Annotated in this window: 7 protein-coding genes and 1 tRNA gene; 7 read left to right on the plus strand and 1 reads right to left on the minus strand. The window is 69.4% G+C overall.

What is annotated here, in order from left to right; genetic code table 11:
- The first annotated feature begins 56 nt into the window (after positions 1–56).
- The 5 genes from LK539_RS08740 (at position 57) to LK539_RS08760 (ending at position 8408) form a co-directional block, all read left to right on the plus strand.
- Positions 57–1226 carry a patatin-like phospholipase family protein gene (locus LK539_RS08740; RefSeq protein WP_227800510.1) on the plus strand — a complete coding sequence of 390 codons (1170 nt, stop codon included), beginning with the start codon at positions 57–59 and terminating at the stop codon, positions 1224–1226.
- A 26-nt stretch (positions 1227–1252) separates the two neighbouring features.
- Entirely contained in the window at positions 1253–5446 is a 4194-nt protein-coding gene (locus LK539_RS08745) for a two-component regulator propeller domain-containing protein (RefSeq protein ID WP_227800511.1), read from the plus strand.
- 28 nt (positions 5447–5474) lie between these two features.
- Entirely contained in the window at positions 5475–6173 is a 699-nt protein-coding gene (locus LK539_RS08750) for a response regulator (protein WP_227800512.1), read from the plus strand.
- Between the two features lie 83 nt (positions 6174–6256).
- Complete coding sequence (locus LK539_RS08755) at positions 6257–7888, plus strand: AMP-binding protein (protein ID WP_227800513.1); 1632 nt, start codon at positions 6257–6259, stop codon at positions 7886–7888.
- 7 nt (positions 7889–7895) lie between these two features.
- On the plus strand, positions 7896–8408 hold the full coding sequence (locus LK539_RS08760; RefSeq protein ID WP_227800514.1) for a MarR family winged helix-turn-helix transcriptional regulator: 513 nt from the start codon (positions 7896–7898) through the stop codon (positions 8406–8408).
- A gap of 3 nt (positions 8409–8411) precedes the next feature.
- Here LK539_RS08760 and LK539_RS08765 read toward each other — a convergent pair whose 3' ends face one another.
- Positions 8412–8864 carry a PEP-CTERM sorting domain-containing protein gene (locus tag LK539_RS08765; RefSeq protein WP_227800515.1) on the minus strand — a complete coding sequence of 151 codons (453 nt, stop codon included), beginning with the start codon at positions 8862–8864 and terminating at the stop codon, positions 8412–8414.
- A 323-nt stretch (positions 8865–9187) separates the two neighbouring features.
- Between LK539_RS08765 and LK539_RS08770 the strand changes: the two genes are divergently transcribed.
- A tRNA-Arg gene (locus LK539_RS08770) sits at positions 9188–9262 on the plus strand.
- Positions 9263–9359: 97 nt separating this feature from the next.
- Positions 9360–12128 (plus strand): PAS domain-containing protein, encoded by a 2769-nt coding sequence (locus tag LK539_RS08775; RefSeq protein ID WP_227800516.1) that lies wholly within the window; start codon positions 9360–9362, stop codon positions 12126–12128.
- The last annotated feature ends 89 nt before the right edge of the window (positions 12129–12217 follow it).

A 12217-nucleotide genomic window follows, 5' to 3' on the forward strand; every position in this document is an offset into this window, starting at 1 on the left:
CAACTAACAGGCTATTTATTTCCCAAGAGATAGTCGATTTTTGCTACCCTTGGGAGGTGGACAGCAACGAGAAAACAGGCCTGGTCCTCACAGGCGGTGGAGCGCGCGCCGCCTATCAGGCCGGCGTGATGCATGCGATCGCGCGCATCCTGGCCGACGCCGGCCGTCCGGCCCTGCGCTCTCCCTTCGACATCATCTGCGGCACCTCGGCCGGGGCGCTCAACGCCACCGCGCTGGCCTGCCGCGCCGACGACTTCACCAGCGCCGTGCGCGGCCTGCTGGGCGTGTGGGAAAGCGTGGCCGCCCACCAGGTCTACCGCGCCGATTCGTTGGCCGTGCTGCGCTCCGGCGCGCGCTGGCTGTCGCTGCTCTCGTTCGGCTGGCTGCTGCGCAAGTGGCGGGCGGCGCCGCCCCAGTCCCTGCTCGACAACACCCCACTGGCCGGCCTGCTGCACCGCGTGCTCGACCTGCCGCGGCTGGACGCGGCGCTGGCCGACGGCGTGCTGCATGCGCTGGCGATCACCGCCTCGTCGTACAGCAGCGGCCACCACATCACCTTCTACCAGGCGGCGCGCGAGATCACGCCCTGGCAGCGCCACCAGCGCCTGGCGCTGTCGACCCAGATCGGGGTCGAGCACCTGCTGGCTTCCAGCGCCATCCCCTTCATCTTCCCGGCGGTGCCGCTGTACCTGGCCGGACGGCGCGAATACTGCGGCGACGGCTCGATGCGCCAGCTGGCGCCGATCGCGCCGGCCATCCACTTGGGCGCGACCCGGGTGCTGGTGGTGGGGGCGGGACGCATGGCGGAGCCGGCGGTCGACCCTGTGCCCACCAGCGGCTATCCGAGCCTGGCGCAGATCGCCGGCCATGCGCTGTCCTCGATCTTCCTCGACAGCCTGGCGGCCGACATCGAGCGCCTGCAGCGGGTCAACCAGACCCTCGAGCGGGTGCCGCTGGAGGCACGCGCGGCGCTGCCGCTGCGGCGCATGGAACTGCTGGTGATCGCCCCCTCGGAGCGGCTCGACGACATCGCGCTGCGCCATGTGCACAGCCTGCCGGCGCCGGTGCGCACCCTGCTGGGCGGAATCGGGGCGCTGGAAACGCGCGGCGCGGCGCTCGCGTCCTACCTGCTGTTCGAGGGCAGCTACACGCGCGAACTGATCCGCCTCGGCGAACACGACACCCTGGCGCGGCGCGACGACGTGCTGGCCTTTTTCCCGCAATGAAGGCCTGGTGTAGACTCCTGGCGAGCATGCTGCTGCTGGCCGTGTGCGCGGGCGCGCTGGCCGGCCCGCCACGCCCGACCCTGCGCTTCGAGCACCTGTCGGTGGGCCAGGGCCTGCCCCAGGAAACCGTGCTGGCCGTGCTGCAGGACCGTGACGGCTTCATGTGGTTCGGCACCCAGAACGGCCTGTCGCGCTTCGACGGCTACCGCGTCATCAACTACCGCAGCGTACCGGGCAAGCCCAATTCGCTGTCGAACAGCTGGGTGCGGGTCCTGCACCTGGACCGCCACGGGCGCCTGTGGCTGGGCACCGACGGGGGCCTCAACCTGTACGACCCGGCGACCCAGTCCTTCACCCTGTTCGTGCCGGAAGAGACGGCCAGGCGCGGCAACGGCAACCGCCACATCAACGCCATCGTCGGCGACGGCGGCGACGGGCTGTGGATCGGCACCAACGACGGCCTGCAGTACTTCGACACGGCGCTGCGCCGCTTCACCACCTGGCACCACGAACGCGGCGACGAACGCAGCCTGAGCGACGACAACGTCAACGCCCTGGTGCTGGATACAACGGGGCGCCTGTGGATCGGCACCGGCGGGGGACTGGACAGCCTCGGCCCTAAACGCGAGCGGATCGAGCACCATCCTTCCGGCCTGGGGCCGCGCAGCAACCCGGTGCACGCCCTGATGATCGACGGCGAGCAGCGCTTGTGGGTGGGGCGGCTGGGCGGACTGGAACGGCATGCGCTGGCCGGCCCGGACGCCGGCAAGGTCAAGCGCTTCGATGCACAGGACGGCGTCGGTCCGTGGTGGATCACTACCCTGTACCGCGACGCCGGCAACGAGATCTGGGTCGGCACCCACGACGATGGCCTGCTGCGCTGGCGCGGCCGCGAGGACCGCTTCGACAACCACCGCCACGCCGTCACCGACCGCCACAGCCTGGGCGACAACCAGGTCTCGGCGCTGTACCGCGACCGCCTCGGCAGCTTCTGGGTCGGCACCTGGTATGCGGGCGTGTCGCGGGTCGACCTGGGCAGCGGCGGCTTCGCCCGCATCGTGCGCCGCGACGACGTGCCCAACACCCTGGCCGACAACAAGGCGCGCGCGCTGCTCATGGACACACGCGGCGACAACGAGCGCCTGTGGGTCGGCACCGGCAGCGCCCTGAACCACATCGACCCGGCCACCGGCTACACCACCGTGTACCGGCCCGACCCCGCCAAGCCCAACAGCCTGGCCGGCCTGCCGGCATCCGCACTGGCGCGCGACCGCGCCGGCATGCTGTGGATCGGCAGCCGCACCGGCCTGACTTCCTTCGATCCGGCCCTTGGACGCTTCGCGCGCCGCAGGCTGCCGGGCGATGCCGACGCCAACAACGTGCGCGCCCTGTACGCCACGCCGGACGACAGCATCTGGATCGCGACCCGCGGCGGGCTGCACCGCCTTGCGCCGGGCACGCGCGCGGTCGAGAGCTGGCGCCACGACCCCGCGCGCTCGACCAGCCTGGCCGACGACATCGTGCGCCCGATGCTGCAGGACCGGCGCGGGCGCATGTGGATCGGCACCTTCGACGGCCTGGACCTGATGGATCCCGCCAGCGGGCGCTTCCGCCACTTCCGCCACGACCCCTACGATGCGGCCAGCCTGAGCCACGACGAAGTGCATGACCTGTTCGAGGACAGCCGCGGCGACGTCTGGGTCGGCACGGCGGTGGGGCTGAACCGCATGGTGACCGCCGCCGACGGCTCGGTGAGCTTCGTGCGCTACACCACGCGCGACGGCCTGGTGGACGACGCCGTGGCGGCGATCCTGGAAGACGGCGACGGCCGCCTGTGGATCAGCACCACCAGCGGACTGTCCTGCTTCGATCCGGTCAACAAGCGCTGGCGCAACTACACGGCGGCGGATGGCCTCACCGAAGGCGCCTTCTTCGACGCCGCGGCGGTACGCGGCGCCGACGGCACCCTGTACTTTGGCGGCTTCAACGGCATCACCGCCTTCGACCCGCGCGCGATCCGCGACAACCGCGTGGCGCCGCGGCCCGTCATCACGGGCCTGACGATCTTCAACCGGCCGGCCGAGGAAGTGCTGCCGGGCGTGCTCAAGGGCCCGGTCGAGCATGCCGAGACGGTGACGCTGCCGGCTGGCGCCTCGGTGTTCTCGCTCGAGTTCTCGGCGCTGCACTTCGCCGCGCCGGAACGCAACCGCTTCGCCTACCGCCTCGACGGCTTCGACCAGGACTGGGTGCAAGGCGACGCCGCCAAGCGCTTCGCCACCTACACCAACCTCGACCCCGGCACCTACGTGTTCCGCCTGCGCGCGGCCAACAAGGACGGGGTCTGGAGCGACCAGGTGGCGGCGCTCGCGATCACCATCGAGCCGCCGCCCTGGGGCACGCCCTGGTTCCGCGCGATCGTCCTGTTCCTGGCGCTGGCGCTGCTGTACGCGGCCAACCGCATGCGCATGTCCGGCCTGCGCCGCCAGAAGGAGCAGCTGGCCCGCCAGGTCAGCCTGCGCACCGAGCAGGTGGAAGAACAGAACCGCACGCTGGAGCGCCAGACCGAAGAGCTGCGCGACCAGGAGCAGCGCGTGCGCCAGCAGTCCAACGAACTGGCGCGCGCCTACCGCGCGCTGCAGGAGAACGAGGAATTCCTGCGCCAGGCCAAGCAGCGCGCCGAGGACGCGACGCGCCAGAAGTCGGAATTCCTGGCCAACATGAGCCACGAGATGCGCACCCCGCTGGCAGGCGTGATCGGCATGCTCGGCTTCGCGCTGCGCGACGGCAGCCTGCGCGAGACCACGCGCGAGCAGATCGAGCGCGGCCAGGGCAACGCCCAGGCCCTGCTGGCGATCATCAACGACCTGCTCGACTTCTCCAAGATCGAGGCGGGCAAGCTGAGCATCGAGGACATCGACTTCGACCTGCATGCCATGATCCGCAACGTGGCCAGCCTGTTCGAGGAGCAGGCGGCCGGGAAGAGCGTCGGCTTCGAGGTCGTGGTGGACGAGGCGCTGCCGCGCTTCGTGGTGGGCGATCCGACCCGCCTGCGCCAGGTGCTGGTCAACCTGGTCGGTAATGCCTTCAAGTTCACCCGCTCCGGTTCGATTACCCTCGGGGTCGAGCTGCGGGGCGATGACCAGGTGCGCGGCGACGGCTGGAACATGGTGCGCTTCACGGTGCGCGACACCGGCATCGGCATCCCGGCCGACGCGCTGCCGCGCCTGTTCCAGAAATTCGAGCAGGCCGACACCACCACCACGCGCCGCTACGGCGGCACCGGCCTGGGCCTGGCGATCTGCCGCCAGCTGGTGGCCCTGATGGGCGGTTCCATCGGCGTCAACAGCCTCGAGGGCAAGGGCAGCACCTTCAGCGTGCTGCTGCCGCTGGCCGACGGCGTCGAGCCGGCCCACGTGGAAAGCGCGCAGCGCGCCCCGCACACGCACCGCCTGCGCATCCTGTGCGCCGAGGACTTCCCGACCAACCAGATCATCGCCCGCACCATGGTCGAGGAGATGGGCCACCAGATCGACATCGCCGACAACGGCGTCCAGGCGGTGGCGGCCTGCGCCCGCACCCGCTACGACCTGGTGCTGATGGACGGGCGCATGCCGGAGATGGATGGCGCCAGCGCCACCCGCATCATCCGCGCCGGCGGCACGTTCGAGGCGCGGGTGCTGGATCCGCACCTGATGATCGTGGCCCTGACCGCCAACGCCAGCGGCGAAGACCGGGCGCGCTACCTGGCCTGCGGCATGGATGCCTTCCTGACCAAGCCGATCGACGAGGACGCACTGCACCAGCAGATCTCGCGCGCCATCGAGCGCCAGCTGGCGCGCGGCATCTTGCTGCCGCCGATGCCTGCGCCGACACCGGCGCCGACGGTGGCGGTGCTGGACGCGATGTTCGGCGTCACCACCGCGCCTGCGCCGGCGCCCAAGGAGCCGGCCGATGCGCTGGCCGGCCGCCTGCGCGCCGCCTTCGCCGCCGACCTGCCGCGCCGCCGCGCCGAACTGGATGCTGCGCTGGCCAGCGGCGACCTGGATGCGGCCGGCAGGGTGCTGCACGGCCTGCGCGGCAGCGCCGCCTACCTCGGCGAAACCACCCTGGGCGCGCTGTGCGCTGAACTGGAAGCGGCCGCCGATGCCGGCCACCTGCCGCGCGTGCTGGCCGGCCTGGCGAGGCTCCAGCCGCAGCTCGATGCTTTCCTGCAGCCCTGAGCGCAGCTGTGCCTATAATGGCAACTAGTTGCAATGGCATGGGGGCACGGACTGGATGAAGGTGCTGGTGGTGGATGACGACGTGGTGGCGCGCATGATGCTGATGCATCAGATCGACCACTGCGGGCAATTCGAGATCGTGGAGGCGGAGGACGGCGAGGATGCCTGGCGCATGCTGGCGGACGGCCTGCGCCCCGGCATCATGTTCTGCGACCTGCGCATGCCGAACCTGGACGGCATGGGCCTGCTGGCGCGGGTGCGCGCCGATCCCGTGCTGGCGGCGCTGCCGGTGGTGCTGGTCTCAGCCGCTTCGGACGGCGACACCCTGTCCGAAGCCGGGCGCCTGGGCGCCGACGGCTACATCGTGAAACCCTTCGCGGCAGGGCAGGTGCGGGCCCAGCTCGCGCGCCTGGTGCAGCCCGACGCCGACCCGGCCGAGGTCGCGCAGCGCCTCGGGGTCAGCCTGGACCGCCTGCTGCTCTACCTGGGCGGCCTGCAGCGCCAGCTGGAAGAGGCGGGACCGGCCATCGCGTCCCTCCCGAGCCTGGCGCGCTCGGCGCAGCTGGAGCGCCTGGCCGAAGGCTGCGCCACGCTCGGGCTGGCGGATGGCGCCGCGCGGCTGCGCAGCGCCGGCACGCAGGACGATGCGCAGCTCGCCCAGACCGCGCTGGCCCAGGCCCTGGGCGGTGTCCTGCGCCAGCAGGCGCGCGCGCAAGCACAGCCCTGATTTCGCTTGCCGGCCAATTACTTTAGATTTAAAGTAATCCGCGACCTTGCTGCACCACTGCCGGACTTTCACAGGGACCCGACATGACCGATGCCTCCGCAGCACTTGCGCCGTCCGGCTATGCCGACGGCTTCGCCCGCGCCATGCTGCCACCGCTCGATGAGTGGCCGGAAATGCGCTTCGACCTGCCCGAACTTCAGTACCCGCCGCGCCTCAACTGCGTGGCCGAGCTGTTGGACGCCGCCACCCTGCGCGGCTGGGACGAACGCACGGCCCTGATCGGCGCGCGCGAACGGCTGACGTATGCCGAGCTGCGCGCACGGGTCGACCGCATCGCCCATGTGCTGCACCACGACCTCGAGCTCGCGACCGGCAGCCGGGTGCTGCTGCGCGGCGCCAACTGTCCGATGATGGCAGCCTGCATCCTGGCGGTGATCAAGGCCGGCTGCATCGCGGTGCCCACCATGCCGCTGCTGCGTGCCCGCGAGCTGGGTACCATCGCGTCGCGCGCCCGGGTCGACGCGGTCCTGTGCGCGGCCGCACTGCGCGCCGAGGTCGATGCGATGGAGCCGGGTGGACTTCCCTTGGTCCTGTTCGACGATCCCGACGCGCCGGATGCACTGGAGCGGCGCATGGCGGCCCACGACGCCCCCTTCGCCGCGCTAGACACGGCCGCCGACGATGTCTGCCTGATCAGCTTCACCTCCGGCACCACCGGCGTCCCGAAGGGGACCATGCACTTCCACCGCGACCTGCTGGCGATCTGCGACTGCTTCCCGCGCTATACCCTGGAGTCGCGCATCGATGACGTGTTCATCGGCACGCCGCCGCTGGCCTTCACCTTCGGCCTGGGCGGGCTGCTGCTGTTTCCGCTGCGGGTGGGCGCCAGCGCGGTCCTGATCGAAAAACTGAATCCGGAAGGCCTCTTGGGGGCGATCCAGGAACGGCGCGCCACGGTGTGCTTCACCGCGCCCACCTTCTACCGCCAGATGGCCCAGCTGGCGCCGCGCTTTGACCTCTCCAGCCTGACACGCAGCGTGTCGGCCGGCGAAGCGCTGCCGGTAGCGACGCGCGAAGCGTGGAAGGCTGCGACAGGCCTCGAGATGATCGACGGGATCGGCGCCACCGAGATGCTGCACATCTTCATCTCCGCCGCCGGCAGCGACGTGCGCCCTGGCGCGACCGGCAAGCCGGTGCCGGGCTACCTCGCCTGCATCCTCGACGAGGACGGACAGCCGGCAGCGCCGGGCGTGGTGGGGCGCCTGGCCGTGAAAGGGCCGACCGGCTGCCGCTATCTTAGCGACCCGCGCCAGCGCAACTACGTGCAGGGTGGCTGGAACATCACCGGCGACGCCTACGAGATGGATGCCGACGGCTACTTCTACTACCGTTCGCGGCTGGACGACATGATCATCTCGGCCGGCTACAACATCGCCGGCGCCGAAGTCGAGGAAGCGCTGCTGCACCATCCGGCGGTGGCCGAATGCGGCGTGGTGGGGCGGGCGGACGAGGAGCGCGGGCAGGTGGTCGAGGCCCATGTGGTGCTGAAACCGGGCGTCCCGCCGAGCAGCGAGACGGCGCTGGCCCTGCAGGAATTCGTCAAGGCCCAGATCGCGCCCTACAAGTACCCGCGCGTGGTGCGCTTCCGCGAACAACTGCCGCGGACCGAAACCGGTAAACTGCAACGGTTTAAATTACGCTTGGATGCGGTCTGAGGAAAACATGTCGGATCTCGAGGATGGCGGGCAGGGCAGGGAAGACGAGCTCGACCTGGCAAGCCGCTTGCGGCAGGAACACCACCAGTCGCTCAAGCTGTGGCTGCGCATGCTGTCGTGCACGGTGCGCATCGAAAACGAGATCCGTGCCCGGCTGCGCGCCAGTTTCGGCATCACGCTGCCGCGCTTCGACCTGATGGCCCAGCTCGAGCGTCATCCCGAGGGCCTGCGCATGGGCGAGCTGTCCAAGCGCATGATGGTCACGGGAGGCAACGTCACCGGCATCACCGACCAGCTCGAGCGCGAAAAGCTGGTGGAGCGGATGCCCGACCCGCAGGACCGGCGCGCCTGGGCGGTGCGCTTGACGCCGGCCGGCCGCAAGGCCTTTGCCGACATGGCGGCGGTCCACGAGCGCTGGATCGAAGAGATGCTGGCCGATATCCCGGCCGAGGACAAGGCCAGCCTGATCGGGCTGCTGGCCTCGATGAAGGGCCGGCTCAGGATCGCCGACCCGAAGTAGCCATCAGCCGCGACGGCGGCGTGCACCCGTTGCCGCGAGCAGGCCCAGGCCGAGCAGGACGATGCCGCCCGGTTCCGGCAGCTCGACCTGGTTGTAGGACACGCCCATGGTGGTCGTGTAGTGGCTCAAGCGGCCGATATTGCACTTGCTCTGGTTGTTCGCGCAGGCGCCGCCAGTGAGGAACTGCACCTGGTCGTCGGTCCAGACGAGCTGGCTCAGGTTGCCGGTGTTGCGGAAGAAGAAGGTGGTCGCGGTGGCATTGGTGCCGCCGGTGCCGAACTTCAGTGCGAAGTAACCTGGTTGGGTCAGGTCGGTCAGGAACCAGGCGCCGGGCATGCCAGGCACTGCGCTGGCGCTGATGAGGTCCGCGTCAGCCTTGCCGCTCAGGAACAGGGTCTTGTCGCCAGACAGTTTGCGCAGCATGTCGAGCTCGGCTGCGTCACTCGAATTGTTCATTTTCGCTTCGCCGATCTTGACGTCGACCGCGAAAATTGGCGCCGCTTGCGCAGCGGGGGTAGTCAGTGCTGCTAGCAAGCACAGCACAGCGAAAGCGATTTGGCGGGTTGCATTCATTGTCATATTATTTCTAATGGAGAAACTATGCTATCTATAAAGCAAGTTTTATGCCATAGTAGAAATATTTATGGAAATCAATGGGTTGCCAAGGATGCCTCTGTTAATAGGAGATGTTCTGTAAGGTTTTTCGACAGTGGGCCATGCTTCGGGACGACGGCAGTTCTGCTTTGGCAAGACGACTGGTACAATAGCGGTCTGCGCGTGTCGCCATAGTACAATGGATAGTACAAGGTCCTCCTAAGACTTAGATGCAGGTTCGATTCCTGCTGGCGACACCATTCTCCGCCCATCCGGGCAAGCGCTTTCCCGCCCGGCTATACTTGCCGCTCCGCTGGCCCGTCCGGGCGGCGCCCGTCATTCAATCGGACCCGCTCGATGTTCCTCACCGCTCCCACGCCCGCCGGCAAGTCCGATACCGTCGAGATGCTGATGGCCGCTCATGACTGGCGCGCCGCGCCTTGCGGCGAGCCGTCCGGGTGGGAACCGGCGCTGCAGTATGCGCTCCGCCAGATGCTCGATGCGGCGGTGCCGATGTTCATGGTCTGGGGCGAGGCCGAAACCTTCCTCTATAACGACGCCTACGTGCCGATCCTGGGGCTGCGCCATCCGCATGCGCTGGCACAGTCGTTCGAGCACGTCTGGCCGGAGGCCTATCCGGCCGTGGCGCCTGCCGTGGCAAATGCGATGGCGGGCCAGCCGACCAGTTTCTCGCATGCTCCTTTCGTCGTGACCCGCAACGGGGTCGACGAGCAGGTCTCGTTCTCCTTTACGTATTCGCCGCTGCGCCGCCTGGACGGCACGGTGCTGGGCTTCAGCTGCGTGGTGCTGGAGACGACCGATATCGACGCCTGGCGTCGCAGCGAGGCGGCGCTGCACGACGCCCAGCTGCGCCTGGAAGCCGCGCTCGGCGCTGCCCAGGTCGCAACCTGGAACTGGGACATCCGCGCCAACCGCGTGTATGCGGACGCCAACCTGGCGCGCATGTACAGCGTCTCGGACCGGGATGCCGACGGCGGACCGATCGAGGCCTACCTGACCGCGATCCACCCCGACGACGTGGCCAAGGTAGGGGCGCACATCGAGCATGCCCTGAGCACCGGCGACGCTTTCAGCGAAAACTACCGGCTGCGCGCCGCGGACGGCAGCTGGCGCCACGTCGAGGCGCGCGGCAAGGTGACGTTTGGGGCCGACGGGCTTCCCGAATGGCTGCCTGGCATCGCGCTCGATGTCACTGCCCAGAAGGAGGCCGAGGCGCGCCTGCAGCGCAGCGAGGCGCGCTTCCGGCGCCTGGCCGAATCGAACGTGCTCGGCATCGTGCAGTACCGCGCCGACGGCGCGCTGCTCGATCCGAACGATGCCTTCCTCGACATCCTGGGTGTCACGCGCGCAGAGTTCGAGCGCGCGGGCCTGTCGTGGCGGGCATTGACGCCGCCCGAGTGGCGCGAGGCGGACGAGCGCGGCTGGGCCCAGCTGCGCGCCACCGGCGTGATGGAACCCTACGAGAAGGAGTACCTGCGCAGCGACGGCAGCCGCGCCGCCGTCTACCTCGGCGCCGCGAACGTCGAGGGTAATCCGGACGAAGGCATCAGCTACGTGCTCGACATTTCCGGCATCCGCGCCGCCGAGCGCGCCCTCAAGGAAAGCGAAGCGCGCTTCCGCGTGATCGCCAATGCCATGCCGCAGGCGGTCTGGTCGACCCGTCCCGACGGCTTCCACGACTACTACAACGACCAGTGGTATGCCTTCACCGGCATGCCCTACGGTTCGACCGACGGCGACGCCTGGAACGGCCTGTTCCATCCGGACGACCAGGCGGCAGCCTGGGACAAGTGGCGCCATTCGCTGCGCACCGGCGAACCCTACGAGATCGAATACCGCCTGCGCCACCACTCGGGCCACTACCGCTGGGCGCTCGGGCGCGCGCTGCCGGTGCGCGCCGAGGACGGCAGCATCGTGCGCTGGATGGGCACCTGCACCGATATCCACGAACAGAAGCTGACCCAGCAGGCGCTGCAGGAAAACGACCGGCGCAAGGACGAATTCCTGGCGATGCTGGCGCACGAACTGCGCAATCCCCTGGCGCCGATCGCCACCGCGGCTTCGCTGCTGACGATGGCGGCGCAGGACCCGGCGCGCGTGCGCCAGGTAGGCGCCGTGATCTCGCGCCAGACGGCCCACATGACGGGCCTGATCGACGACCTGATGGACGTCTCGCGCGTCACCCGCGGACTCGTGACCCTGGAGCGCGAAGACCTCAGCCTGGCGCAGGTGATCGACGACGCCGTTGAGCAGGTGCGCCCGCTGGTCGAGGGCAGGACGCACCGGCTCGAGCTGCAGGCGGCCGGCGCCGCCGGTATACGTGTACGCGGCGATCGCAAGCGTCTGGTGCAGGTGCTGGCCAACATCCTCGGCAATGCGGCCCGCTATACGCCGGCGGGCGGACACATCGTGCTCAAGGCCGGCATCGACGAGGGCCGCGCCGTGCTGTCCGTGCGCGACAACGGCATCGGCATGTCGCCCGAGCTGGTCGCCAGCGCTTTCGAGCTGTTCCACCAGGGGACACGCAGCTCCGACCGCGCGCAGGGCGGGCTTGGTATCGGCCTGGCGCTGGTGCGCAGCCTGGTCGAGCTGCACGGCGGCACGGTGCGCGCTGCCAGCCAGGGAGAAGGGCGCGGCAGCACCTTTACCGTCAGCCTGCCGCTGCCGGAGCAGGGCGGCGCCGCGCAGACGCAGGCGGACGGCGTAGTACCGCAGGCTGCTCCCGCCGCGCTGCGCGTGCTGGTGGTCGACGACAATACCGATGCCGCCGAGTTGGTGGCGATGTTCCTCGGCCTGCTCGGCTACGACGTCTGTGTCGAGTTCAGCGCGGCCGCAGCGCTGGAACGGGCACGCCAGGTCATGCCCCAGGTCTGCCTGCTCGACATCGGCCTGCCGGGCATGGACGGCAAGGAACTGGCGCGCCGCCTGCGCCAGATGCCCGGCCTGGAAGACGTACGCCTGGCGGCGATGACCGGCTACGGCCAGCCACATGACCGGCGCGAGACCGAAGCGGCGGGTTTCGATGCGCACTTCGTCAAGCCGGTCGAGACCGATGCGCTGGCGGCGTGGCTGGCGACGGCGGAAGGCCGAGGCGCGGCGGACTGACGACGTCCCAGAACCGGGGTCACAGAACCGGGGTCGCACAGAACCGGGGTCAGGTCTGACATTCGGACACGAACTCGGCTTTAGGCTTG

It is taken from the genome of Massilia sp. IC2-476 (assembly GCF_020707295.1).
GTDB lineage: Bacteria > Pseudomonadota > Gammaproteobacteria > Burkholderiales > Burkholderiaceae_D > Telluria.

Bases quoted from the DNA above. Each gene is read 5' to 3' on its own strand.
- LK539_RS08745 (WP_227800511.1), top strand. From the start codon at position 1,253: ATGCTGCTGCTGGCCGTGTGCGCGGGCGCGCTGGCCGGCCCGCCACGC.
- LK539_RS08755 (WP_227800513.1), top strand. From the start codon at position 6,257: ATGACCGATGCCTCCGCAGCACTTGCGCCGTCCGGCTATGCCGACGGC.
- LK539_RS08760 (WP_227800514.1), top strand. From the start codon at position 7,896: ATGTCGGATCTCGAGGATGGCGGGCAGGGCAGGGAAGACGAGCTCGAC.
- LK539_RS08765 (WP_227800515.1), bottom strand. From the start codon at position 8,864: ATGAACAATTCGAGTGACGCAGCCGAGCTCGACATGCTGCGCAAACTG.
- LK539_RS08775 (WP_227800516.1), top strand. From the start codon at position 9,360: ATGTTCCTCACCGCTCCCACGCCCGCCGGCAAGTCCGATACCGTCGAG.